General features: G+C 42.1%; 26 protein-coding genes and 2 pseudogenes. 3 read left to right on the top strand and 25 right to left on the bottom strand.

What is annotated here, in order from left to right:
* The 9 genes from AC075L_RS16685 to AC075L_RS16645 form a co-directional block, all read right to left on the bottom strand.
* The coding region (locus AC075L_RS16685) for a rhodanese-like domain-containing protein (protein WP_476387917.1) at positions 1-248 on the bottom strand (248 nt) is incomplete at its 3' end.
* Between the two features lie 216 nt (positions 249-464).
* Positions 465-1865 carry a rhamnulokinase gene (gene rhaB, locus AC075L_RS16680; protein WP_118566099.1) on the bottom strand — a complete coding sequence of 467 codons (1401 nt, stop codon included), beginning with the start codon at positions 1863-1865 and terminating at the stop codon, positions 465-467.
* Between the two features lie 301 nt (positions 1866-2166).
* Positions 2167-3282, bottom strand: coding sequence for a substrate-binding domain-containing protein (locus AC075L_RS16675; RefSeq protein ID WP_055150866.1), 1116 nt, complete (start codon positions 3280-3282; stop codon positions 2167-2169).
* A gap of 207 nt (positions 3283-3489) precedes the next feature.
* Positions 3490-4470 (bottom strand): ABC transporter permease, encoded by a 981-nt coding sequence (locus tag AC075L_RS16670; RefSeq protein WP_008705556.1) that lies wholly within the window; start codon positions 4468-4470, stop codon positions 3490-3492.
* An 11-nt stretch (positions 4471-4481) separates the two neighbouring features.
* A complete protein-coding gene (locus tag AC075L_RS16665; protein ID WP_008705558.1) occupies positions 4482-5993 on the bottom strand; it encodes a sugar ABC transporter ATP-binding protein in 1512 nt (503 codons plus the stop codon).
* 20 nt (positions 5994-6013) lie between these two features.
* Positions 6014-6991, bottom strand: a complete 978-nt coding sequence (locus tag AC075L_RS16660; RefSeq protein WP_008705559.1) for an ABC transporter permease — start codon at positions 6989-6991, stop codon at positions 6014-6016.
* A 183-nt stretch (positions 6992-7174) separates the two neighbouring features.
* Entirely contained in the window at positions 7175-8152 is a 978-nt protein-coding gene (locus AC075L_RS16655; RefSeq protein ID WP_022380185.1) for a substrate-binding domain-containing protein, read from the bottom strand.
* The gene (locus tag AC075L_RS16650; RefSeq protein ID WP_476387916.1) at positions 8139-9944 is read right to left on the bottom strand and encodes a sensor histidine kinase; all 1806 of its coding nucleotides are present in this window, start codon (positions 9942-9944) and stop codon (positions 8139-8141) included. The genes AC075L_RS16655 and AC075L_RS16650 overlap by 14 nt, the downstream gene beginning before the upstream one ends.
* Positions 9941-11560, bottom strand: coding sequence for a response regulator (locus AC075L_RS16645; protein ID WP_476387915.1), 1620 nt, complete (start codon positions 11558-11560; stop codon positions 9941-9943). The genes AC075L_RS16650 and AC075L_RS16645 overlap by 4 nt, the downstream gene beginning before the upstream one ends.
* A 375-nt stretch (positions 11561-11935) precedes the next feature.
* Here AC075L_RS16645 and AC075L_RS16640 point away from each other — a divergent pair, with 375 nt between their 5' ends.
* The gene (locus tag AC075L_RS16640; protein ID WP_008708382.1) at positions 11936-12379 is read left to right on the top strand and encodes an RbsD/FucU family protein; all 444 of its coding nucleotides are present in this window, start codon (positions 11936-11938) and stop codon (positions 12377-12379) included.
* 295 nt (positions 12380-12674) lie between these two features.
* Here the strand turns inward: AC075L_RS16640 and AC075L_RS16635 are convergent, their stop codons facing one another.
* Both AC075L_RS16635 and AC075L_RS16630 read right to left on the bottom strand, forming a co-directional pair.
* A complete protein-coding gene (locus tag AC075L_RS16635; protein ID WP_476387914.1) occupies positions 12675-14471 on the bottom strand; it encodes an L-fucose isomerase in 1797 nt (598 codons plus the stop codon).
* A 43-nt stretch (positions 14472-14514) separates the two neighbouring features.
* Positions 14515-14619 (bottom strand): annotated as a pseudogene (locus tag AC075L_RS16630) (DUF6783 domain-containing protein); the annotation flags it as partial.
* Here AC075L_RS16630 and AC075L_RS16625 point away from each other — a divergent pair.
* Both AC075L_RS16625 and AC075L_RS16620 read left to right on the top strand, forming a co-directional pair.
* Positions 14578-14730 (top strand): annotated as a pseudogene (locus tag AC075L_RS16625) (DUF6783 domain-containing protein). The pseudogenes AC075L_RS16630 and AC075L_RS16625 overlap by 42 nt on opposite strands.
* A 229-nt stretch (positions 14731-14959) precedes the next feature.
* A complete protein-coding gene (locus AC075L_RS16620) occupies positions 14960-15808 on the top strand; it encodes an AraC family transcriptional regulator (protein WP_118409550.1) in 849 nt (282 codons plus the stop codon).
* Between the two features lie 111 nt (positions 15809-15919).
* Here the strand turns inward: AC075L_RS16620 and AC075L_RS16615 are convergent, their stop codons facing one another.
* The 14 genes from AC075L_RS16615 to AC075L_RS16550 all read right to left on the bottom strand — a co-directional run.
* Positions 15920-17017 (bottom strand): cob(I)yrinic acid a,c-diamide adenosyltransferase, encoded by a 1098-nt coding sequence (locus AC075L_RS16615; RefSeq protein WP_055057255.1) that lies wholly within the window; start codon positions 17015-17017, stop codon positions 15920-15922.
* Between the two features lie 129 nt (positions 17018-17146).
* A complete protein-coding gene (locus AC075L_RS16610) occupies positions 17147-18298 on the bottom strand; it encodes a 1-propanol dehydrogenase PduQ (protein WP_119245843.1) in 1152 nt (383 codons plus the stop codon).
* A gap of 27 nt (positions 18299-18325) precedes the next feature.
* Complete coding sequence (locus AC075L_RS16605) at positions 18326-19090, bottom strand: DeoR/GlpR family DNA-binding transcription regulator (protein WP_026648401.1); 765 nt, start codon at positions 19088-19090, stop codon at positions 18326-18328.
* Positions 19091-19120: 30 nt separating this feature from the next.
* Positions 19121-19669: a BMC domain-containing protein gene (locus AC075L_RS16600; RefSeq protein ID WP_026648402.1), complete on the bottom strand. Its 549-nt coding sequence runs from the start codon at positions 19667-19669 to the stop codon at positions 19121-19123.
* A 16-nt stretch (positions 19670-19685) separates the two neighbouring features.
* The gene (locus tag AC075L_RS16595) at positions 19686-21014 is read right to left on the bottom strand and encodes a 4Fe-4S dicluster domain-containing protein (RefSeq protein ID WP_026648403.1); all 1329 of its coding nucleotides are present in this window, start codon (positions 21012-21014) and stop codon (positions 19686-19688) included.
* Positions 21015-21018: 4 nt separating this feature from the next.
* Complete coding sequence (locus AC075L_RS16590; RefSeq protein WP_026648404.1) at positions 21019-21285, bottom strand: EutN/CcmL family microcompartment protein; 267 nt, start codon at positions 21283-21285, stop codon at positions 21019-21021.
* Positions 21286-21440: 155 nt separating this feature from the next.
* Positions 21441-22052 carry a phosphate propanoyltransferase gene (pduL, locus tag AC075L_RS16585; RefSeq protein WP_416386435.1) on the bottom strand — a complete coding sequence of 204 codons (612 nt, stop codon included), beginning with the start codon at positions 22050-22052 and terminating at the stop codon, positions 21441-21443.
* 69 nt (positions 22053-22121) lie between these two features.
* Positions 22122-22400 carry a BMC domain-containing protein gene (locus tag AC075L_RS16580; RefSeq protein WP_005427721.1) on the bottom strand — a complete coding sequence of 93 codons (279 nt, stop codon included), beginning with the start codon at positions 22398-22400 and terminating at the stop codon, positions 22122-22124.
* Between the two features lie 212 nt (positions 22401-22612).
* A complete protein-coding gene (locus AC075L_RS16575) occupies positions 22613-22915 on the bottom strand; it encodes a BMC domain-containing protein (RefSeq protein WP_008705580.1) in 303 nt (100 codons plus the stop codon).
* 33 nt (positions 22916-22948) lie between these two features.
* On the bottom strand, positions 22949-23224 hold the full coding sequence (locus AC075L_RS16570) for a BMC domain-containing protein (RefSeq protein ID WP_008705581.1): 276 nt from the start codon (positions 23222-23224) through the stop codon (positions 22949-22951).
* 72 nt (positions 23225-23296) lie between these two features.
* Positions 23297-23611: a BMC domain-containing protein gene (locus AC075L_RS16565; protein ID WP_026648406.1), complete on the bottom strand. Its 315-nt coding sequence runs from the start codon at positions 23609-23611 to the stop codon at positions 23297-23299.
* A gap of 54 nt (positions 23612-23665) precedes the next feature.
* Complete coding sequence (locus AC075L_RS16560; protein ID WP_026648407.1) at positions 23666-24883, bottom strand: zinc-binding dehydrogenase; 1218 nt, start codon at positions 24881-24883, stop codon at positions 23666-23668.
* 85 nt (positions 24884-24968) lie between these two features.
* Positions 24969-26360: an aldehyde dehydrogenase family protein gene (locus AC075L_RS16555; RefSeq protein ID WP_055057221.1), complete on the bottom strand. Its 1392-nt coding sequence runs from the start codon at positions 26358-26360 to the stop codon at positions 24969-24971.
* A 20-nt stretch (positions 26361-26380) separates the two neighbouring features.
* Positions 26381-26861: class II aldolase/adducin family protein (locus AC075L_RS16550; protein WP_476387913.1), on the bottom strand; the 481-nt coding region annotated here is incomplete at its 5' end.

Raw genomic sequence — 26861 nt, 5'->3', positions numbered from 1 at the left:
CTACGACAGCCGTACCGCTCATCACTCAGCTTCTCCACACAGTCCCGGCTTCTGTCCCCCGTATGACAGAGAACATACACCATCTTCTCCCTGTCCACAGACTCCATTCTTTCCTCAAACTCATCCAGCGGAATATTCACTGCCCCCGGAAAAGATCCCCTGCTGTACTGATCCGCCGGCCGCACATCCACGATCGTAATCTTAGAAGAATCAATCTTCTCCAGCTCTTCCACACTAATTGTATTCATATATAACCTGCCTTTATCTATTAAAATCAATCACTTACCTCTGATGAATCACCCTGTATTTCCGCTCAATTCACCAGCCATCATTATACTTTGAAACCCCATGATAGTCAACATATTCCCTTGCCGTTGACTCGTAACAGTCCCTGTTTCGTTACTGTGTGAACGGAGTGAACAGTAACACAAAAGGAACAGAGCCAATACCCTGTTCCCCTTTTATTATTTATAAACTTTTACACCAAAGGATTCATGAATGATAGTACGAGCCTCTTCAATGGTTTTAAACTCTTCTGCTTTCAGCATCTGTGCTGTGATATTTCCGATTGCAGTTGCCTCTCCTGGACCTGCATGGATTTCTTTCTTTGTTGCCTTTGCAGTCAGCTCATTGAGATATCCTGCGTTGGAACCGCCGCCCACGATATGAATACGGCTGTAAGTCCTGCCGGTCATCTCTTCCAGCTCTTTTGCTGTCTTTGCATAGCATTCCGCAAGACTTGTGTAGATAACTGTTGCAATCTCTCCCAGAGTTTCCGGAACCTTCTGTCCTGTTCTGCGGCAGTAATCCTTAACTTCCTCTGTCATATTGTCAGGAGAAAGGAAACACTCATCATTTGCGTCTACTCTTGACGGGAAATCCTTTGCTTCCTCTGCCATTGCGCAGATTTCTGCAAAGCTGTATGCATCATTTACTTCATGACGCACAGACTGGATCATCCAGAGTCCCATGATATTCTTCAGGTAACGGAAACGGCCTGCATAACCGCCTTCATTTGTGAAGTTCATCTCACAGCTCTTCTCAGAGCAGTCAGCTTCTTTTCTCTCAATTCCCATCAGTGACCATGTTCCTGAACTGATGTAAATAAAGTCATCATCATTTGCAGGAACTGCCAGTACAGCGGATCCTGTATCATGTGTTGCAGGTGCAACCACTTCCAGATCAAAGCCCACTTCTTCCCTGATCTTATCTGACAGATGTCCGATGCCTGTTCCGGGCATAATCAGCTTCTGGAACATTTTTCTCGGATAACCGAGCATATCGATCAGTTCATAATCCCAGTCCTTAGTGATCGGGCTTACAAGCTGTCCTGTCGTAGCTTCTGTGTACTCACAGGTTTTCTGTCCTGTAAGAAGGAAATGGAAATAATCCGGCACATGAAGAAGTGTCTCCGCCTGTTCCAGATATTCCGGATGTTTCTTTTTCACTGCCATCAGCTGATAGATCGTATTATAATCAGCTTTCTGGATACCTGTTCTTGCATAGAGATCTTTCAGGGAAATTGCCTTATAAACTTCTTTATCCATTCCCTCTGTACGGTGGTCACGATATCCTACTGTATTTCCAAGAACATTGTCATTTTTGTCCAGAAGTACGAAGTCAACGCCCCATGTGTCCACGCCCATACTTACCGGAATCTTGCCGATTTCTTTACATTTCTTCAGACCATTTACTACCTCTTTGAAAAGACGGTCAAATTCCCAGCAGAGTTCTCCGTCTTTCTTTACCATTCCATTCTCAAAACGATAAATTTCTTCCAGAACCATTTTTCCGTTTTCCATATGTCCAATGATGTGACGTCCGCTGGATGCTCCGATATCTACTGCTAAATAATATGCTGCCATTGCAAAACCTCCTCAATATATGAATTTATACGCTCTTCATATCTGATGATTTTATTTTATCTCAACTTACTCCCCAAAATAAGAACCTTGTTTGTCTGAAAAAGTGTCCTTATTTGCTATTTTGAAATCTATCGTCGAAATAAGTATCTTTACAACTTAATAAAATCATCATTTCCAATCATTGTTTTATTGTTTGAACAACAACGCCGCACTTGCCATACGGCAGTGCGGCGTCTGTATTTGTATTAATAATTAATACTTAATTCTAAGGATTCATTTCCTCTCGATATTTACTTATCGATTAGTCATAAAGGTTAGGAGCGATTTCTTCGCTGTCCATATTTGTGGAATCATACCAGTATCCATCTGTAGGAACATCTTCAAGTTCCTGTCCGTTAGCTGCTGCTGTCAGAGCGTAGATTGCATAGTAACCCATCATCAGAGGAGACTGTGTAACAGCACCGATGAATGTTCCATCCTGTACAGCGGCTTTAATGATAGAACCAGCATCGAAACCAACACCGATAACATCGCCTGCTCCTGCGTCAGAACCAAGAACGTTCAGGTTAGCATTAGCTGCAAGAACACCTTCTGCTGCTGTCTGGTTGGAACCGAAGATAGCGATGCAGTTTTCCTGAGAAAGGATTGCCTGAGCCTCTGTTGAGCAAAGCTCTACAGTTGTCTGTGCAGGAACAGCGACCTGGATAACAACGTCTGCGTCTGCTTCTTTTGCATCTGCACCTTTAGCTGCGTTTACATAGAACTCGTTACCTTTAACTGCAACTGTTTTTCCGTCAGCCTGAATAAGTTCGATCATTTTGTCAATGAATCCGCCACCACGCTGCTGGATGTTCTGACCTGTGGCATCCTGGTTAACTTCACCGATGATAACCTGTCCATCTGCATTAGCTATAACATCTTTGATTGAATTATACATGTTTTCAGCTGCAACAGAACCAGCCTGTGTGTTATCTGTACAAACTTCACATACTACAGATCCTTCCGGAGCATCAGCGATACCTGTATCAAATGTTACTACCGGGATTCCTTTGTCAGCACATTCCTGAAGTGCATCAAGAACAGAAGATGTATCACATGCAGCAAGACCTAATCCGGCCGGCTTTGCAGCGATTGCTGTGTTGATCATGTTAACCTGGTCAGCGATATCAGATTCACTGTTTGGTCCCTGTGCTTTGTATGTAACACCAAGTTCATCAGCAGCTTTCTTCATACCTTCCTGAGCTGCATCCCAGTATGTAGACTGGAAAGATTTAACCATCATCGGGAAATCATAAGCTTCATTAGCTTTCAGATCTTTGAACTGTTCCGGCATATCGGCTGCCATAACGCTTGATGCGGACATTCCTGCTACCATTGCTGCACACATAACTAATGCGATCACTTTTTTTGCTTTCATTTAAAATTTCCTCCTTTTAAATATACATTTTTAATATAGTTTTTTTTATAAATGATACCCCGGAGGCTTCCTCTCTCGTTCCGCCTTCCCCAAAATACACATATGACAATACTGTCGCCGAACATCCCCTGGAAGCCCTCCGTTGTTTCATATCCTGCTGTTTTGCATCTGTCGTAAGATGCATTTTTCTTTATTCAGTTTTGAAAATTATTTTGCTGCTGCTTTCTTTTCTTTCATGATATCGATCAGTACTGCAATGATAAGAACTGCACCTGTAATAATCTGCTGCCAGTTTGCCTGAAGTCCGATATATGGAAGACCGGTTTTCAGAAGCATGATAACGAAGATACCGGCTAAAGTACCGATTACTGATCCATAACCACCTGTTGCTGCAACACCACCTACGAATACTCCACCGATGGCATCCATTTCAAGTCCTGCACCGGTACCAGGCTGTACAGTTGGTGTAACTGCCGCATATGCGATAGCTGCAAGACCTGTGAAGAGTCCGCATACTACATATACCATAACATGATAGAATTTAACGTTGATTCCCGAAAGAGCTGCTGCTTCTTTATTGGAACCGATCGCGATCGTATAACGACCGAATTTTGTATGATTCAGAACATATTCCATTACAAGGACCAGAATGATCATCCATAAGAAACCGATAGGATAACGGGAAGCACTTCTTCCTGTTCCAACTGTAATCTTAAAGATTGAATGGAACCATCCGCCCTCCTGTGTAAGTCCCGGCCAGGGAGTGGCACTGCACAGGGATCCTGCACCTCGGGTAATCATACATGTACAAAGTGTTGCAAGGAATGGCGGCAGGTTCATAATACCGATCAGCACACCATTTGCTGCTCCTACAATAATTCCAAGTACAATGCAAAGTAACATTGCAAGTACAACCGGAAGATTATTATTTCTTACCAGAGATCCTGCGATCAATGCGTAACATACCATACCTGTTCCGATTGACAGGTCTACACCTCCTGTAATAAGAGGGAATGTAACACCGATTGCCATCAGAAGATCATAATATGAGAAATCCAGCATACTCAGGATTGTGGTATACTGTCTGAACTCCCTGCTCTTAAAGGAGAAAATTGCAAACAGTACAATAATAACCAGTAATACAATAAATCTCTGATCACTTAAAATACTTTTTTTCTTCTTAGTCATGACTTTCCTCCTTAATTGATGTTCCGTGTTGCATGATTCATAATGTGTTCCTGTGTAGCTTCGGAAATATCAATATTTCCTGTAATCTTACCTTCACACATAACGATAATACGGTCACTCATACGGAGAACTTCTGTCATTTCAGAAGAAATCATGATAATAGATTTACCTTCTGCAGCCAGTCTGTTCATTAACTTGTAAATTTCATTCTTGGCACCAACATCAATACCTCTGGTCGGCTCATCGAAAATAAGGATCTCACTGTCTCGTGTCAGCCATTTTGCGATAACGACCTTCTGCTGGTTACCACCGGAAAGATTGACTACCAGCTGCTCGCAGTTTGGAGTTTTGGTTGCCAGCTCTTTAACGTATTTCTCTGAAACCTCTTTTTCTTTTGATTTATTAATGAAGATACCACTGGTAAATTCTTCCATGGTTGCCAGCGTAGTATTCTCTGTTACAGATTTCTGTACGACACAACCATATCTTCTTCTGTCCTCTGACAGATAACCAATACCATATTTAACTGCATCCTGAGGACTGTTGATAGTTACCTCGCGAAGCTGTCCGTCTTTTCCCCTTATAGAGATCTTTCCACTCTGTTTCGGGTCAGCACCAAACAGTGCTCTTGCTGTCTCAGTACGTCCGGCTCCCATCAGTCCTGAGAAACCAAGAATCTCACCTTTGCGAAGTTCAAAGCTTACATTCTGAACCATCTTACCTGCATTCAGGTTCTCTACCTTAAGAACAACAGGTGCATCCGGTGCAACCATGCTGTGTTCCTTAGGATCTTCATAAATGACACGTCCAACCATCATGTTGATGATGTCTTCTTTTGTACTGTCTGCTGTGATCAGCGTTCCTACATAACCACCATCTCGCATGACTGTTACTCTGTCAGTGATCGTTTTGATCTCATCCATACGGTGGGAAATATAAACGATTCCAAGACCTTTCTTACGAAGATCACGGATAATCTCGAATAAGTCTGCAATCTCTTTCTCTGTCAGTGCTGCTGACGGCTCATCAAAGATAATAACCTCTGCTTTGTGGGAAATAGCCTTTGCGATCTCACACATCTGCTGTTTTCCGACGGTAAGATTGTTCATCTTTTCTTTTGGATTGATTTCAATGTTCAGTTCCTGAAAGAGTTTTTTGGAATCTTCGATCATTTTCTTATCATCAATGCTGAACCCTTTCTTTGGTTCACGTCCGATAAAAATATTCTGAGCTACGGTAAGATCACCTACCATGTTCAGCTCCTGATGCACGATTACAACACCTGCATCCTGCGCTTCTCTTGTGTTATGGAATTCAGTTTCCTTTCCTTTATAGGTAATGGATCCTGAATCTTTCTGATAAATACCGGTAAGAACTTTCATCAATGTAGACTTTCCGGCACCGTTTTCTCCCATAAGAGCATGTACTTCGCCGCGTTTCACTTCGAAATTAACGTGATCCAGAGCATGAACTCCAGGAAAGGACTTATCAATGTCCTTCATAGTCAAAATAACTTCACCCATTGTTACATCCTCCCTTCCGATCAGTTCTTTCTGCGTCTTGCAGAAACGTCGACATAAACTGCTACAATTACGATAAGTCCTGTGATGATCATCTGCTGACCTTTACCAAGACCAAATGCCATGATACCCTGCTGAAGAAGAGAAATGATAAATACACCGATGACTGTACCGCCGATAGAAGCAAGTCCGCCAACCATGGATGTACCACCCATTACACAGCCTGCAATCGCTTCATTGTTGTACTGATCGCCGTATCCAGGCTGAACAGTTGTATAAGCACCAACAAAGAAAATTGCTCCGATTCCTACAAGAACACCGCAGATCACATAAGCAAGCATTCTCCATTTTTTTGTATTAACACCGCTGAGTCTTACTGCTTCGCTGTTAGAACCAAGACAAAGGATATAACGTCCCGGTTTTGTGTTATAAAGAATAATCCCACAGATCACTGCTGCTGCCAGGAAAATCACAAGTCCTACAGGGAATCCCTTATAGGAGATAAGATTTCTGAACCATCCGTTTACAGGATCACTTCCCAGTGGCCAGCTGACGGACTGTGTCTTTGTAAATACAGATGCAATACCTTTTGCAATGTTCATAGATGCCATGGAAATGATAAATGGCGGAACTGACATATAGGATACCATCCAGCCATTAAACACGCCAAATGCAAATCCGATCAGGATACAGATCACCATTGCTGCTGCACAAGGTACATGATAAGATGTCATGCAGTAACCTGAGATCAGGGCACAGCAGAACATTACAGGTCCAATGGAGAAATCGATTCCTCCAGTGGCAATTACAAATGTTACTCCAAGTGACAGAAAGCCCAGGAAGTATACATAGTTCAAAGTAGATTTGATACTGTCACCTACAGGGAACTTACTTCCCAGAACTACTTTGAAGACTACGAACATAAGAACCAGAATACATGCTAACAGGATTCTGTTCAGACCGAGTTTCTTCACAATTGGATTTTGTTTCAACTTTTCCAAGTTTTTCACCCTCCTTACGTTATTTCGTATCTCTCTTTGTTTTCTATATCTTACCTTACCTGTCGGATAATTGTAATGAAATATCTTCCAAAAAAAGGTTAAATATTTCCTTTTTTCATCCGGAAATATTTAACCTTTTTGCTTCTTTTATCCTTATATTACGCAGTCGTTTCAACGCGTCAGTCAGCTAAACGGGAAGATCAGCCGTTCAATATCACTGTTATACATATTCTCCGGCGTAACCAGCTCGCATCCTGAATCAATATTCTTCTCTACTGCATCCCCGTTAAGCATATGAATGGTTTCTTCCACTCCGATATACCCCATCCGGAATGCTTTCTGCACAATAATTCCCTTATAAACGCCCATTTCCATAAGATTGATGGCCTCCTGGGAACAGTCCACACCAACTACTGCGATCTTATCTTTCGCTCCTGCATCACTGACTGCTCTTCCCACACCAACTGCAGAATATTCGTTCATTCCTGCAATCAGTTCCAGATCCGGATATTTCCTCATCAGTTCCTGCGCCAGTTCATAGGATTTCTCATAGAGTGAGTTACAGTAGACAATATCTACTATGTTATCAGCATAGTCACCAAGACCTTCCCTGAATCCCTGTTCTCTCTCCACAGCCGTGGAAACACCTTTTACATGGCTGACAATGGCTATCTTTGAATCTTTATCGATTAATTTTCTGGCATACTCTCCTAACATCCTGCCCGCATTCACATTATCTGTGGCAACTGTGAGATCCTGCAATTCTTCTTTTGTATAGGAATCAATATAGGTAATACGGATTCCTTTTTCTTTTGCTTCCTTCAGAAGTTCATCTGATGCATCCATGCTGGAAGGAGAAAACAGAATCGCATCCGGTTTCTGCTCAATGGCCTTTTTCAGAAGTTTATTCTGTTCTTCTATATTCTCTTCTTTATCCGGAGCCAGGATTTCAAGGTCAGATTCATATTCCTCTGCCGCCATCTTACAGCCGGATATTACCGAAGTCCAGAAATCATTGGTGTTATCCCTGATCTTTGGAATATAAATGAGGGAGCATTTTTTCGTCTGTGTCGCCTCCGGTTTCAGGATTCCGGCAAAAATCACCACTGCTGCCGCCATAAGGATTGCAACTGTTATAATCTCTTTTTTATGACTTTTCATGGGATTCCTCCTGTATTCCGGGAATTACAACAGATGCTGTGGTTCCCTTTCCTTTTTCACTGTGATAGATAATGCCATAATCTTTTCCGTAATATAAAACCAGACGCTGCTGCACATTGTACACCCCAACTCCATTGGAACGGTAATTCACCTTATGCTTATCATAAATATGTTTCAGGGTTTCCTCATCCATTCCCACACCATCGTCCGTAATATCGATTACTGCATTCTCACCTTTCATATACCCATGTACTGTCAACAGTCCTTTACTGTCTTTATATTTTAAGCCATGATAAATTGCATTCTCCACGAGCGGCTGCAATACCAGACGAATGATAGGTACCTGTGTAATGGATGGATCTGCCTTTATCTCAAATTCCAGCTTATCCTTATAGCGCATCTTCTGGATCGTGAGGTAACTTCTGACATATTCAATCTCCTGTCCGACTGTTACAAGCTCATCCTCATTGCTGATACTCTGTCTGAGCAGTCGCGCCAGAGAAGCCGTCATTATCACCACTTCCTCATTCTTCTTTCCTTCAGCCATCCAGATAATAGAATCCAGCGTATTATACAGAAAATGTGGATTGATCTGCGACTGCAGGGCTTTCAATTCTATTTTTCTCTTCTGCTCCTGCTCCTTTACATTCTGCTCCATTAATTCCCGTATCCTGTGCGTCATCACATTAAAAGATCTGGTAAGACTTCCTATTTCATTGTCGGAAATCACCTCTATATCTTCAATATCAAAATTTCCTTTCTGCACACTTTTCATGGAATCGCGAAGCTTCTGGATCGGCAGCGTAATATTTCTGGCAATCAGGCTGGAAATCAGAAGAGCAACTATAATCAGCCCCACTGCTACCAGCACATAAATACTTCTTGTCTGTCTGCTGTTTCGTAAAAGTTCAGACATATTCATGCATCCCACAATAGTCCATCCTGTGATATCAGAATGGGACAGTGCATAAATTTTCTCGTCATCTCCCTTTCCGACAGTAACAATATCTGATTTTGCATTCATAACAAGTGAAATGTTCTCTGTCTGCAGTTCATTATATAACTGCTGCTGTTGTGGATGATAAACGATATTTCCATTCTGATCAAGAATAAAAACATATCCTTTATCTCCCATGCTGCTCTGTGCACAGAGTTCACTGATCGCACTGTAATTCGAATCCAGAAAAACTACTCCATCCTCTGCTTCTGTTCCTGTATAATTGCGGATTCCTCTGCTGAGTGTGATGACCCATGGTCTTTCTCCCTTTATCACATTCTGCACATGAGAAGATGTCAGATTATACCGGTCATATTTTCCGACTGCATCTGCATACCATGGCTGTGTATTAAGATCTACATATGTATTTCTCACAGATAATCCATTGTCAAACAGAGATGGAGAGTTCTTATCCTCTCTGACAATCCCGATATTTCTGATATCCGCCCTGCCCTTCAGGATCGTTTTAAACTGTTCCACAAGGCGCTGTCTGTATTCACTGTAATTTTCATCCTTTGTGGCTCCATATCCTTTTTCACTGTACAGATATTTATAAGCATCACCGCTTTGCGCGATCACTGACGCAATATTATCCATATAACTGATATACGAATCTATATTCTGATTCAGCTGTTTGATGATCGTCTGTGTATACATGACAGAATTTTCATAAATAGATGAATTCGTATATCTCAAGGATACCACTGTCACAACCAGTACCGCACTTAATACCAGGATCGACACCGCACAGAAAATAGAACTCTGAATACTCTTAAATTTTGAAGAAATCTTCATCGGCGTTTCTCCCTTGCATATTCGGTAGGTGTTTTTCCTGTCATCTTCTTAAATGAAATTCCGAAATAGTGTGGATCTGAAAATCCTACTTTTTCCGCAATCTCATAATTCTTCAGCGTTGTATTCTCCAGAAGTTCCCTGGCCTTCTCCATTCTTATCCTGGTAAGTGATTCGATAAACGTTTCCCCTGTCATCTCCTTAAAAATAGTGCTGAAATAGCTGGTACTGATATTCAGATAAGAACAGATACTGTTCAGACTCAGATCCGGATCCATATAATTTTTCCGGATATAATCCATAGCCATCATTCCCTGCCTCTGGCCACTGGAACTGTTCAGATCCTGAAGTGATTCAAATACTCCTTCAGCATACTCCTTCACCAATGTCACTGCTTTATCAAAGGTTTTTGCCTGAGAAACTTCTTTCAGAAGCTTCTCTCTCTGAGCAATGATCTTTTCCGGATCATCACTCAGGGACTGGCAGGTATTTCCGATGGCACGTATCACCTGCTGAAGATAAATGCAGGCATAGCTTTTCTCCACCAGTGCCCCTTTGATCTCATGCTCGATCTGCTCCAGGATTTCTGTCACTTTCTGCCTGTTTCCGACCTTTATCTCTTCTGTCAGTGTTTCCAGAGATTTTATAAGATTAATACTGTTGTCCGTTTTCTTTTCTTCCATATCCAAAAGGAGGCTGCCTCCCAGCAGATACCGATAGCCAATGGCTTTCTCAGCAAGCTTATAGGAATAGACCAGTTCCTGAGGTGATCTCACCCAGCTTCCGATTCCTATAGAAGTTTCAATCCCGATCACTTCTTTTACTTTCTGCTGGATTTCCTGACAGATACTATGTATTTTGTCTCCGAATTCTCTGGATCTGCATCCTGTAAATATAATGCATACCCGATTGCTGCCTTCCTGATAAGCAACACCTGCGTTCTCTCTGGTCACAATTTCATTTCCTATATTAAAAAGTACAAAGGACATCAGTGCGCTTTCCTGCTGTTTATGCATATCTACCTGATACATTTCTGAATAAGTGTCCATATCAAAAACAGCTACTCTGTAGCTCGAACATTCAAAACAGATCCCCAGCTTTTTCAGTTCCAGAAGACTTACCTGCACATCTCTTGTACAATTTACAAGAGTCTCCAGTGCTTTCGACCGGATGACATCCACATTCTTGTGATAATCCTTTGAAGTCTGCGACAGGGATTCCATTTTTTCCTGTTCTTTTTTTCTGGAATCCAGTTTCTCTTTCATATTCCGGAGCACTTTTGTCAGTTCCATTGCTGTGACAGGTTTGAGCATATATTCACTTACATTATAACGGATTGCTTTCTTCGCATATTCAAATTCCCCAAAACCGCTGAATATAACAATAAGAATATCCGGATAATTATCATGAAGAAACTCGCTCAGTTCCATACCATCCATATAAGGCATACAGATATCTGTCAATACAACATCCACCTTGTGGCTCTGCACAAATTCCACTGCCTGTCTGCCATTCTCACAATCCCCCACAAGCTCACAGTCCAGGCTTTTCCAGTCAATGTTCTCCCTGATTGCATCCCTGACCAGGATTTCGTCGTCTACCAATAATATTTTGTACATATTAAATTTTATCCCCCATAAGATCAGGCATCATCCCTCTGCCTGATAACCCAATAAAAATTACTACTTCCTTTTACTTATTTAACCGAATCAGGTAAAACCTCCGCAAAGCAGCTATTCGGTTATAAGCGAACAGTAAAGCAGGTTTCGAATATCTGCGTGATTCGCTATAATGATAATAGCATATTTATACTATTTTTTCAATTTTTCAATATATTTTTTGTGCATTTCATACAACTCCGTGTGTTACTGTTTCCTCCGCTGTAAACTATAAAAATTTACTCTTTTTGCGTAAAATATTGCCTTGAATAATCTGATTTTTTTCATTAAACTGTTTACAATGATTTTCAGAATTTTGAAAGGAGAATACAAATTATGTTAAAGGGAATTCCTGAAATTTTATCACCGGAATTATTAAAAGTTTTATGTGAAATGGGACACAGCGATCGTCTTGTTATCGCAGACGGTAACTTCCCTGTTGAATCTATGGGAAAGAATGCCATCACTATCCGCTGTGACGGACATGGTGTACCGGAAATCCTGGATGCGATCCTCAAACTGTTTCCACTGGATACTTATGTAGAGCATCCTGTAAATCTCATGGAAGTTATGCCTGGCGATAATGTAGAAACACCAATCTGGGATACATATAAAGAAATCGTTGCCAAATATGACGAACGCGGCGATAAAGCGGTTGGAAATATTGAACGTTTCGCTTTCTATGAAGAAGCCAAAACTGCATATTGCATTATTTCCACAAGCGAAAAAGCTCTGTATGCAAATATAATGCTTCAGAAAGGTGTTGTAATCAACAACTGATTTTGCTTTATCTTTTCGTTACTGTTCACAGTAACGTAGCCAAAATTCATTCCAGATTGCCTGCGGCAATGGAATTTTGACTTGTATGTCTCGGGATTTTGGCATATTCATGCCAAATATCATTTTTACACATTATACACACATCACACATACATATATATACAACAGGCTGGTATCTGTACACACAGATATCAGTTTGTTTTTTTGATTCCCCCTGATACAAACAGCCGCCCAAAGTCAGATCATCTCCAACTCCGGGCGGCCGATATACATTCTTACATATCGGTTTTATTTATTATTTGTAAAGAGGTCCATAATTCTTGCATGCTCTGAAATCTGCACCTTCTTTATCCATTCCAAATGCATTCCATGCTGCCGGACGATAGATATCTTTCTCAGGAACATTGTGCATGGATACAGGAATTCTCAGCATAGAGCACATTGTGATAAGATCTGCACCAATGTGTCCGTAGGAGATTGCTCCATGGTTTGCACCCCAGTTGTTCATTACATCATAAGCTGTCTTGAACGGTCCTTCTTTGCCATCGCATCTTGGAGCAAACCATGTACATGGCCATGTATAGTCTGTACGTTTCCACAGCTTGTCAGATACTTCTTCAGGAAGAGCTACTGTCCATCCTTCAGCGATCTGCAGAACCGGTCCAAGTCCTTTTACAAGGTTCAGACGGATCATTGTTGCAGGCATCTGAGCACGTGTTTCATAACGGCTGGAGTATCCGCCTCCACGGAAGTATCCGTTATCAGCCATACACCATTCTGTGTTTTCCATGATTGCTTTCTGGTCTTCTTCTGTGATATCCCACCACTGTTTCATAACAGCTGTTCCATCAGCTTCTTTTGCTTCTCCGTTAGCATCAAGGCAGGCAGCACCGGAGTTGATCAGGTGAAGGAAACCGCCGGCTTCTTTTGCTACGCCCTCAAGGTCATATCCTGTAGCTTTCTTAACAGCCTCCGGACTCCAGTATGTACGAACATCAGCGAAAATCTGTGCTCTGTTTGTAAGAAGTTTCATGAACAGCATTCCAAGTCCGTTAAGAACATCGTTCTCTGTAGCCAGGATGTATGGTTCACGTGCTCCGTTCCAGTCAAAGGAGGTGTTCAGCATAGCTTCTGCAAAGTCACCGTTCGGATAGAAATCTGTCCACTGTCTCTGTCCCTGGAAACCGGCTGCCAGAGCATTGTGTCCGATTGCTTCTTCAGAGAATTTAGGATCAAGGTTGTCACAGCCGTTCATCAGTTCTTTGATGATAACTGCCATCTTAACAACAAACTCGAACTGCTCTTCTTTCTTTTCAGCTGAGAACTGAAGTTCTTCAGGGTTCTTATCCCAGCCAATCTTACAGGTTTCTTTTGCCCATTTCAGAGCTTTCTCAAATTCTGCGTGATCATAGATACCTTCTGTCATACGACGGATGATCTCTACCTCATCAACAGACTCAACTCTCATTCCAAGATAAGATTCGATGAAATCGGAATCAATGATAAATCCACCGATACCCATTGTTACAGAACCGATCTGCAGATAGGATTTTCCTCTCATGGATGCTGCTGCAACTGCTGCGCGGCCGAATCTTAACAGTTTTTCTTTAACATCTTCCGGAATAGATGTGTCATCAGCTTCCTGAACATCATGTCCATAGATACCGAATGCCGGAAGTCCTTTCTGTGCATGTGTTGCAAGTACAGATGCAAGGTATACAGCACCAGGTCTTTCTGTTCCGTTGAATCCCCATACAGCTTTGATCGTCTGTGGATCCATATCCATTGTCTCAGCACCGTAGCACCAGCATGGTGTAACTGTAAGAGTGATATCTACGCCTTCTTTACGGAATTTATCTGCACATGCAGCGCTCTCGCCAACACGTCCGATGGTTGTATCAGCGATTACAACTTTAACCGGTTCACCGTTGGAATATCTTAAATTCTCTTCAAATAATTTAGCAGCTGATTTCGCCATATTCATTGTCTGATCTTCCAGAGATCCTCGAACATCCAGTGCTCCTCTACGACCATCGATAGTAGGTCTGATACCAATTACCGGATAGCTGCCAATTAATCTGCTCTTTGCCATAATAAAATACCTCCTGATAAATTATTGTAATATTCCCGCAGGATCATTTCCTGCTAGAGCGTGTCTGAAAAAGGCTTTCTGCAAGATGTGCGTCACAATTTGTGGGATATTTTGCCCGGATGAGGGCGCCGTAGCGGGCTACGGCAACTGAATTCGGGTGAAATATCCCGCAAAGTGGGGCGTGCAGATTGCGGGAATGATTTTTCAGACACGCTCTAACCCCCAAGATTACATTTTCACTTTTCGCAGCATCTTCTGACTGCAAATATAACAAAAATAATAACCTCTACACCTGTTGTGCCAAGTAGCCCGATAACCACTGTTCACTCCGTTCACAGCAGCCTGACCACTCAACTTTGTTACTGATATCTATTATATAATTGCATTCAGAAAATTACTTGTGTTATAATAGCAAAAAACAGTACAATATTCACTTTTTCTGTTTTAATCATAAAATTTCTGTAAATTTTGTAAGGAGGAAAGTTCTTTTGCATGATTTAGACCATAATGAAGACCGTCCAAGAGGCACTTATGAGTTTCCATTTGAGTTTCATCACATCGATCATACACATCCCAGATATGTCATGTCTTATCACTGGCATGTGGAATATGAAATAATTCGTATTCTGGAAGGTTCTCTTACTGTCACTTTAGACGAAAAAAGTTTTACAGCAGTTAAGAATGATGTCATTTTTGTACATAGCGGAATCCTTCATTCAGGAATTCCCCATGATTGTGTATATCAGTGCATTGTTTTTGATATGAACACTTTTTTGAAAAACAATCCTGTATGCGGAGAATATATCCAGAAAATCCTGCATCAGGAAACAATGCTTTTTCCACATTTTTCAGATGAGCATCCACAGATTCTGAACTGTATTTCTGTTCTGTTTGATGCCATGTATGAAAAAGATACCGGATATGAGCTGACTGTATTTGGACAATTTTACCACTTTTTTGGTTTGGTTTTCAGTAATCATTACTTTATCGAAAATCCTACCCGAACGCGCAGAGACTATAAACGTATTTTACAGTTGAAGCAGGTTCTGGAATTTATCGAAAAAAATTATGCCAATCCTATCACACTTCAGGAACTGTCTGCTTCTGTCTCTATGTCACCGAAATATTTCTGCAGGTTCTTTTCGGAAATGACCCATCAGACTCCTGTGGATTATCTGAACAGACAGAGAATTGAAGAAGCCTGTTTACAACTGGCGGCTACTGATGATTCAATCACAGAAATTGCTTACAGGAACGGATTTAATGATCTGAGTTATTTTATACGTACTTTTAAGAAATATAAGGGCATGACTCCCGGGAAATATAAACGAAGATAAAGAAAAGCCCAGAACACTTTCCTCCCGGTAAATGTCCTGAGCTTATAACAATCCTCTTAATTAAATACATTTGAAACAGTTCAGCAGAGTACGAAAGGCAAGGAAGATTTCCTATATTAATTCCTGCAGAACAGACTGTCCGTATTCTGCCAGACTGTGATCCTCTTCTCCGGTGCCACCGCTGATACCAAGACCACCGATCACTGTATCTCCGGATTTCAGCGGAACACCACCACCAAAAATTACAATCTTTCCATTGTCCAATTTGTCTGCACCGTAGAATGTTCCTCCCGGCTGAGCCATCTTACCAAATTCCATGGTTGACATTCTTACTGCTGCCGCTGTATAGGCTTTCTTCATTGCAGCATCGAAGCTTACCAGAAATGCTCCGTCCATCACATGAACAGCTATCGGATTCCCTTCTGCATTGCATACAGAAATTACTGCATGTGCCCCTCTTCGCAAAGCTTCCTGCTCAATCCTGTCGATCAGTTTCTTGGCGATATCCAGTGTAATTCTGGTCTGTACGCCTATTCTTTTCAGAACTTCACGAATGACTGCCTCATTAATATTTACTGTTCCAGCCAGTGTATCCATAGTATTTACAGCCTCTGCTTCTGTATTCTGAGTTTTTATATTCTTTGCCTCTGCTTTTGCGCCCGTAACTTCTATTTCTGTTTTCTGCATCTCGTAAGAACCCGCTTTACCCTCTGCATTCTCTGTATATCTTGCAAGAATAAAGAAATAATCAGAAAGACGGTTCAGAAATTTCCTGCTCCCTGCATCTGCTCCGAATTTAACACTCACCTGAGCCAGACTACATTCTGCTCTTCTGGCCACTGTTCTGGCAATATCGATTTCCGCTGCCAGACTGCTGTTTCCTTTTAATTTCTCAGTAACAGGCCGTGGACATAATTTCTCCAGATTATCAATCTCTGTTTCCAGAGCAGTTACCCTCTCTTCACTGATCCTGCATTTTCTGTTATATGGATCCTCCACTCCCGTTGCAACCAGATTCAGTGTACTCTGCACGCTCTCCAGAAATTGAACCGTTTCCTGAGAAGAAATCATACTGATCATCAGTCCGATATGGCTATTCAGTTCATCTATGGCACCTGAAAGCCGGATCCGATCATCCGACTTGGAGATATTTCTGGTACGGGCCATATCTGTAATCCCCTTATCTCCCCTTTTTGTATAAATGCTCATCTGCGATTCATCTCCTGTATCTGATTTCAACGGCAGCATAGTATCTGCCCGCATTTTTGCTTATATAACAGATTTCCCCGTTATATTTTACAAAAAAAGGCCTGACTTATCCGGCCAGACCTTTTTCTCTTAGAATGACCATAATTTCTTATAGATCTTCATAATATCCTCTTTTGTCGGAACTCGTGGGTTTGTTGATGTGCAGGCATCTGCCAGTGCAGCATCTGCCATTTTGTCAATCGCACCAAAATATTCATCTGGTGTAACTGTACCAATTTCCTGGATTGTCAGCGGAATATTCATCTCTTTCTGCATAAACTGAATCCAGTTTACCAACGACCGAACTGTCATGACAGGATTATAGTTATTCAGTCCAAGAATATGTGCAATATTCGCATATCTATGTACTGCCGGGAGATACACTTCTTTACTCTTGCTGTGTTTATTAATATCGGAATTAAATTCTACGATATGTGGAAGAAGCATTGCATTTGCTCTTCCGTGTGGAATATGAAACATAGCTCCGAGCTGATGTGCCATACTGTGTGTAATTCCCAGACCTGCTGTATTAAAAGAAAGCCCTGCAAGGCAGGATGCTACATGCATTTTCTGGCGTGCATGCATATCACTGCCGTCAAGATATGCTCTCAGAAGAAATTCACCGCAGATCTCTACAGCTTTCTCCGCCAGTGCCGCTGAAAATTCATTATGCTGTGTACTTACATAAGACTCCAGCGCATGTGTAAATACATCCATTCCGGTATCAGCTGTGATAGCCGGTGGAACACTCTTTACAAGTTCTGCATCCAGAATTGCCTCATCTGCTGTCAGACTGTCTGCGATCAGCGGATATTTTATATGTGCAGTTGTATCATTTACTACTGCAAAAGAAGTAACTTCTGATCCTGTTCCACTTGTAGTAGGAATTGCGATCAGACCTACTTTTCCATAATTATTAATCTTCAGAGCAAACTCTCTGATTGCTTTAGAAGAGTCAATTGCTGAACCACCGCCTACTGCAATTACTGCTTCAGGCTGATACTGCAAAAACTTCTTTACACCCTCCGCAATCTTATCAATTGGCGCATCCGGAACTACATCATGAAAAATATCATATTCGATCCCGGCACTGTTCAATGGTGCTGTGATCAGATTAATCATACTGCTCTGAACTACAAAAGGGTCTGTGATAACCAACACTCTTTTATAGGGAATCTCTTTTAATCTGTCCAGGGCATTATTACCGAAATGGATTACTGTCTTCATTTCAAAAGTATTCATATACTACAATACTCCTTTTCTCTGGTATCAGACAGGATATTTGCACTCTACACCTAATTTTTCAAAGTATATCCTCCACCTGTCCACAGGCTTTTTGTCTGTTACAACTACATCTACATCCTTCAGGCTGCCTGCAACAGAAAATGCAGTCTGGTCAAATTTCGAACTGTCCACAACCAGAATTTTCTCACGACCTGAGCTCATCATCGCTCTTTTTGTTGAACCAAAAGCTTCCTGCGATTCCATGATCCCCCAGTCTTTATCCAGGGCCTTACATGAAAAGATCACTTTATCTACATAATATGAACGGATAGATTCATCTGTCTTAGATCCAAGAAAAGCAAGATATCCCTCTTTCATAACACCTCCGGTAGAAATAATGTTCCATCCGGACACATCAGAAAGTTCCAGTAATATTTCCATGGAATTGGTAATCACTGTCAGTCTCTGCTTTTCTTTTAACGCTTTTGCCACAAATACAGCTGTTGTGCTGGCATCAAGAAAAATATGGTCTCCGTCTTTTACAAGGGAAGCAACAATTTCTGCCATTTTCTGCTTCCCTGAGACATTCTGATTCTTGCGAACATTAAAAGGTAAATCAATGCTAATATCCTCATTAATCACTGCACCGCCATAGCTTTTAATTGCAAGTCCTTCTTTTTCCAGTTTGTCTAAATCGCGGCGTATGGTCTCTTCAGAGACATTATAAAGCTGGCTCAGGTCACTGACTACCACTCGCTTCTCTGCCTGTAATTTTTCGAGAATCTGATTTCTTCTCTCCAGTGCAAGCATCTTTCTGCCTCCTTTTTTGAGGAATTCTCATTACAGAATACTATCAATCATTCTTCTGTCAGGATGTGCGATAACGGAAGAATCCAAATACATTCCTTTTGCTGATACGAGCTCTTTTGCTCTTTCTATGGAAGCTTCTACTGCTGAAACTTCTCCTGTGATCATCATATAGGATTTTCCGCACATACCTTTGGCAATACGAAGTTCGATCAGATCTACGATCGCAGTCTTCGCAGCCTGATCTGCCGCCTCGATGATGGAAGCTGCGTCATATGTTTCCAGAATTCCCAGTGCACTTACATCTTCCACCTGTGTGGTTCCGTAAATTGCCGGGAAAATAGATTCATGAGGGTTGCCCAGCACAAAGCTGTCAATGCATTTGTCCTCATATGTAGTCACTGCCGCATCAACGGCTGCCTTTACCGCACTTAAGTCACCGGTAATAATTGCAATATATTTACCAGGACATACGGTCTGTGCCTCGACGATTTCTACCTCAGATGTTTTTACCATAGCATCTGCTGCAGTAACGCCTGTAGATGTGGTTTTAAATTCAATCATTCCGATTGCTTTACTCATTTTGTGCACGTCCTTTCTACTTTACTGCAATAATGATGTAACGGTCTGTTACTTCTGTGACTTTACCACTGACAGATGCATGAATACCAACGCTTAAGCCCTGTGCAGGCTGAGCAATCATCTGTCCTCTTGTTACCTGATCACCGGTTTTGACGATAGCCTGTGCCGGTGCTCCGATATGCTGGCTCAGTAATACTTTTACTTTTCCGACCTGTACAAGGTCTTCTTTCAGAGGAGCATCTTTGTCATATCTTGTAAGTCCAAGACGTGCCATCAGACGTTCTTCCGGAACTTTACGATACTCTCTGGATTCCTGTACTGGTTTCGGCTGTACCCCCTGTGGAGGACGGATGCCTGCTTTTCTCAGTCCGCCTTTCATATCTGCCAGAAGACTTCTCGGTGCAAGGCTCTGCGGGCAGGAATACATCTCACATACACCGCAGGAACTGCAGAAAGAAGCATCCAGATATGGATTCAGGTCTCTGAAATCATTATTTGATGCGGCTCTCATAAATTTCGCCGGATCGATCGGATGTCCCAGATTATGTCTCGGACATAAATCTGTACAGGTATTACACTGGCAACAGATAGATGCTGCCCTCTTTAAATCTATGGAAGAAGTCCGCTGCTTCTTCGCTACGATAAGATGGTCTTTTGGCAGAACCAAAATCGCATTTGTTGTCTTTGTCACCGGATCTGAACCATTTCCAATTCGTCCCATCATAGGACCGCCTACGAAATAGACAGGATCCTTTACTGTTGTGCTGCCTGCCTGAGCTACCACTTCCTCCAGGGTACATCCCAGCGGAACTCTTACTGTAACTGGATCACTTACTTCAGCAACAACAGATACATATTTATCAGTAACCGGCTGCTTTTCTTCCACAGCACGATATACATTATAAACCGTTTCAACGTTAAATACGGCTACTCCCTGCTCAATTGGCAGTCCTCCCGGCCGTACGACTCTTCCGGTTGCTTCATAGATGAGTACTACTTCATCTCCCATCGGATAAACTTCATCCAGAAGATGCAGTCTCATTCCCGGAAATTCTTCGATGTGCTGGTTTAATGCCTGAATTGTCTGCACATAAGATTTCTTAATTCCAATAATTGCTTCAGCTGCTCCTACTGTCTCCTGAATCATATGGAACGTTTTCATAATTTCATATGCGTGCTTTTCCAATAACTGTCTGTGTAATTTCAGTAATGGTTCACACTCTGCACAGTTCATAAGAATGGTATCAGCTTTATCTGTAAGCTTCATATAAGTAGGGAATCCGGCTCCGCCGGCACCTACAACACCATTCTGCTGTATAATATCTTGTAATTCTTTGATTTCCATGGCGTTACTCCAATCCTGCACCGTCATCAATGATACCAACAATCGCTGCATCTACCGGTGCTGTTTCTACGCCGCAGCCTATTCTTGCTGCGCTTCCCTGTGCCACCAATACATATTCACCAACTCCGGCACCGATCATATCGATTGCTACAAGCTGGCTGAGGTCACCTTTCATATGATGGACAGGCTCGATAATCATAAATTTGCTTCCTATCAGTTTTTCGCATTTTCGTGTGGATACCACACTTCCTACTACTTTGCCTACAATCATATGAGCCTCCGAATTATTTCTGATAATGATATCAAAGACAACCATCTGTCTCTGATCCGATATTTATTGTTACTGCAAACAAAATAAACAGCAACAATGTATGAGTTCAAGATCAAGAGGCATTTATAAATGCCTCTTGATCTCTGACTTTCTTATCATTTAATTATTGTTACCGTATTACCTGTGGCAATCTTTGCTGCATTTGCCTCATCTGTATCAATATGCATCTCCAGTGTAAAGCTGTCATCCACACGGATTTTAACCTGATTGAAGATTGTTCCTCTCTCATTGTCTGCTTTTACTGATACAATATCACCATCTTTCACACCTGCAGCCTGTGCATCTTTCGGAGACATATGTATGTGACGCATTGCCACAATACAGCCCTCTTTCAGATAAACAGCCCCTTTAGGTCCTACAATTGCGACAGGCGCACTTCCGGTAATATCTCCGGATTCACGAACCGGAACATTCATTCCAAGTTTGATGGCATCTGTAGCAGATACCTCAACCTGTGAAGCTTTACGAACCGGCCCAAGGATTCTTACATTCTCAATGGCACGAAGCTTCAGTCCCACGATGGTAACTGTTTCATTAGAAGCAAACTGTCCCCCCATCAGCTCTTTTTTCTTTGTAAGCTGATATCCGGGTCCGAATAATGCCTCAACATGTTCCTGTGTCAGGTGAATGTGTCTTGCTGAAACTCCGATTGGAACCATAAAGCCATTGGTTTTTTTCTCATTCTGGTTAATCGCCTGGATTACCATTCTGGTAATCAATTCAATATTATTTGCTTCCAAGAATACACCTGCTTTCTGTCAAATATGACGGCTTTATTATTTTAATACAGGCAGGATTTTCTCTACATCTGTGTGTGGTCTTGGGATTACATGTGTAGCAACTAATTCGCCAAGTCTGGATGCTGCTGCGCTTCCGCTCTCAACTGCAGATTTAACAGCTCCTACGTCTCCACGTACCATAACTGTTACAAGTCCGGATCCGATCTTCTCTGTTCCTACTAATGCTACGTTAGCAGCTTTGCACATCTGGTCTGCTGCTTCGATTGCTGCTGTAAGTCCTCTGGTTTCTACCATTCCTAATGCTTCCTGTGTCATGATTTTCTCCTCCTTATGAGATACTGTTTCCTTTATTTCTTCCTTCTGGGATTCTGTCTTATCTGTTGTTTCTGCCGCCGTATCTGCTGTCTGGGCTTTCACCTCTGTTTTTGCAGAGGTTTTTGCTCTTCCGGCTGTACTCCTGGTTTTCCTCGGAGTGGCTGCCTTTTTAGGGACTTTTTTATCTGCTTCCGGGTTCTTTTCTTCAGCCATTATTCATCCCCCTGATTGTTCTTCCAGCGACTTGCACTCAGTTCCACCATTCTGACAATTTCTTCATGGGGCCGTGCAATTACTGCATAACTTACCGGTTTCTTGATTGCACCTGTCGCTGCTGCATTTACTGCTTCTGTCACGGCAGATACATCACCCTCAACTATAATAGTAACCAGTCGTCCGCCCAGCTTACGTTCCCATGACGCCAGCTCAACGTCTGCAGTTTTGCACATGATGTCAAGCGCATCAATCGCTGCAACGACACCTGTGATTTCTATAAATCCATATGATTTACTCATGAGCGAACTCCTTTTTTATTCCTGCTCTGCTGGTCAGATGCTTGGAAGGATTTTTTCTACGTCTGTATGAGGTCTCGGAATAACATGTGTGGCAACTAATTCACCAAGTCTGGATGCTGCTGCGCTTCCGCTTTCTACTGCTGCTTTAACAGCTCCTACGTCTCCGCGTACCATAACTGTTACAAGTCCGGATCCGATTTTCTCTGTTCCTACTAATGCTACTTCAGCTGCTTTTGTCATTGCATCAGCTGCTTCAATTGCTGCTGTAAGTCCTCTGGTTTCTACCATTCCTAATGCTTCCTGTGCCATTTCTGCTTCCTCCTGAATCTACAAATAAATATCTGATTATATTTTAACTGATGCCCAATGGATATGCAACTGCTAATCCTTATCCAGGGCGCTGATCTTCAGCATTTTTTCCGTTCCCTCTTCCGGGTTCGGGATTACATAGTGCTGTACCACACCAGTCATTCTGTTTGCAACTTCCATGCCTGCTTCCACGGCTGCTGTAACATCAGTTACACTTCCTCTGAATTTAATGCAGACAAGGAGCGGTACCGGCAGGCTGTCAGCATTGGCTGGTTTATTTTTATCAAAAACCTCCAGGCGGACATTTGCTGCCTTACATCCGGCATCGCCTGCTACAAAGGCTGTCGTCAGCCCGAATACCTCTAAAATTCCTACAGCTTCTGCCATTTCGTTTCTCCTCTATTGCCAGGCTTACTATTTATTGTTACCAGTGAACAGTAACTATTTATTTACAACTGCGATCTTAAGTCCTGTCATTGCCAGGTTTGTCTGAAGAGCTTCGTTGATCTGCTCTAACGGGAACTTATCTGTGATCAGTTCAGACATCGGGAGACCGATTGCATTTGCTCTCTTAAGGAAATCAAAGGTTGTTACATAATCTCTCAGAGTGTATACCCATGAGCCAACCAGGTTGATTTCTTTGGAACAGAGGTCAAAATGCGGATTAATTGTAGCATCTCCACCATTAATGAAGAAGCCAAGTTCACAAAGGCCGCCGCCATTGCGGATAAATTTATAAATGTTTGCATGAGCTTTCGGATTTCCTGTACACTGGAATGCGAAATCTGCAAGATGTCCGCCCTGAGCTTCTTTTACAGCTTCTGTCAGTGCTTCGATTCCCTTGAAGTTCATGAAATTAACACTTGTGTCTGCGCCCATTCTCTTGGCAAATTCAAGACGTTTCTCATTTCCGTCTACTGCACAGATATGTTCAATACCCATAGTGCGAAGTACTGCAATACAGATCAGTCCGATTGGTCCACAACCCTGAACAACTACTCTGCTGTTGAAACGAAGGATTCCTGTTGTTTTTGCTCTCTCTACTGCATGTACAAGTACTGCGCATGGCTCAATGAGAATTCGGGAATCCAAATCCAGGTCACTTACATTGAAGAATGTAGTTCCAAAGTTTCCGCCTCTTAAGAAGATGTAATCAGAGAACCATCCGTTGAGATGTACATCATCGTCAGGAAGAAGTCCGTATACATCAGCTCCGCCTACGTTCTTCTTGTTCAGGTCAAACATTGTAATATCCGGATCATCCTTGAAGATCATACAGGTAACAACTTTATCTCCAACCTTTACAGGTTTTCCTGCTGTGTCTACTTTAACATTCTTACCCATTGCCACGATTTCACCTGTACCTTCATGTCCAAGTGCAACCGGAATCAGGTTAAATGGATCTCTCTTGAATTCGTGTGCATCTGTACCGCATACACCACATCCTTCAACTTTAACCAGGATATCGTCATCTCCGATTGGCGGGATCGGGTATTCTTTGATATCAAAATGCTCTTTCTCAGTTAATACAGCTACTCTGGCTGTCTTCGGGATTCCAGTTGATGCTGCCGGTGCAGAGGCTGCTGCCGGTGCATTTCCTGTCATGCCGGAGAGAACCTGTTTCACGATTTCTTCTATATTTACATTATTCATGTCCATGTTCTTTCTCTCCTTATATTCAAATGAATATTCGCTGTCAGTTCATAACCGGATAACTGTTTCACAGTTTATCAGGTCAGATTATTTATCGAATACAGAGACTGTCTTCCATGATGCAGCGTCTTCTCTTTGTGAATGTGCTTGCACAGGTAAGACCTTCGCCTGTACGGCTTGCAATTGTAAATGTAGCATATCCTTCTGATCCAAATCCAAGGGATGCATAGGATGGGCCATTCTTTACCACGATTGCTGTATCGATTGCTTTTGCATATGTTGTAATACGATCTACATTCTTGGAATGAATATGTGCAGAATGGCGGTTGCCGTGTTCCAGCCATACAGCCTGTTCTACTGCGTCTTCAAAATCTCTTGCTCTGACAATTCCAAGAATCGGCATCATAAGTTCTGTTGTGATCAGAGGATGTTCCTTTGGTCCCTCAAAGATAATGCAGCGAATATTTGCCGGTGCATCCACACCGATCATCGAGAGCAGTGTTCTTGCATCACGTCCAACGCATTTACGATTCAGTTTACCGCCTGCCAGAACTACCTCTACCAGCTTATCCTGCTCTTCTTTTGAAGCAAGATAACAGTCATTCTCTGTCAGCATATAATGCATGAGTTCATCCATAATGGAAGAAACTGCAACAACTTCTTTCTCAGCAATACAAGGAAGGTTATTGTCAAACGTACATCCGTTAACAATATCTCTTGCTGCCTTACGGATATCAGCGGTTTCATCAACCAGTGCCGGCGGGTTACCTGCTCCTGCACCGATTCCTCTCTTTCCTGAAGAAAGAACTGCTGTTACTACTCCAGGACCGCCTGTAGCAACTAAAAGATGAATATCTTTGTGCTTCATCATAACAGAACTTGTATCTAATGTAGGATTCTCTACACTGACAGCAATATTATCCGGGCCGCCCTGCTCCAGGGAAGCTTCATTGACAAGGTTTACTGCATAAAGGGATGTTTTTACTGCTGCCGGATGTGGGTTAAATACAACTGTATTTCCACCTGCCAGCATTCCCATTGTATTACATAAAACTGTCTCGCTTGGGTTTGTACAAGGTGTAATCGCTCCAATTACACCGAAAGGTCCCATTTCAACAAGTGTAAGGCCTCTGTCTCCTGACCATGCGGTTGTAGTAATTGCTTCTGTTCCGGGTGTCTTATCTGCAACAAGGTGATGTTTAAGGATCTTGTCTCCTACATTACCCATCTTAGTTTCTTCTACACCCATACGTGCCATAATTTCTGCATTTTCTTTAATTTTTTTGCGGATGCAGCTAATAATTTTTTCTCTCTGGTCCATGGACATTTTATGTACGATTTCCTGAGACTTCTTTGCTGCCTCAATCGCATCGTTCATATCTTTAAATACGCCATGCTGTTTTTCTGCCGGAGCGTCTGCTATCTGCATTTTTGCCATAACCTGCTGTACAATTTCCTGTACCATACTCTCACTGACTGGCATGAGACTGTCCTCCTTTTGAATTATTTCATTCCTAACTGAGCCATTACTTTCTTTGTGATCTCAGCAACAAGTTCTGCATCTGACTGTGCTGCAGGAGCTGCTTCTTCCGGTTTGGAATCTCCGCCTACAAAATCATACTGATATCCAGGGAATTTCTTGAATTCACCATCATGGCATGCACCACCGCAGTTATGGCAGTTCTTTCCGTCTTTGTTCAGGCAGATGTTTGCAGGATGTTTACCGGCCATACCAAATTTACGACGGATCTCATACAGTTTCTGGATATTCTTTTCATCGAATTCTTTCGGACCACCCAGAAGTTTTGTCTGATACAGAAGCTGTGCGTAAAATTCTACAGATTCCATCTTCATGTAAGCTGCATTTAAGTCTGTGCTCCATGTAAGTGCTCCGTGGTTCTCAAGAAGAACTGCATCGAAATATGGAAGATATTTTTCAAGATTGTCCGGAATCTCCATTGTAGATGGTGTACCGTATTCAGCG

It is taken from the genome of Blautia sp. ZXY-1-B12 (assembly GCF_056339915.1).
This window is presented reverse-complemented; position numbering and strand designations above follow the sequence as displayed.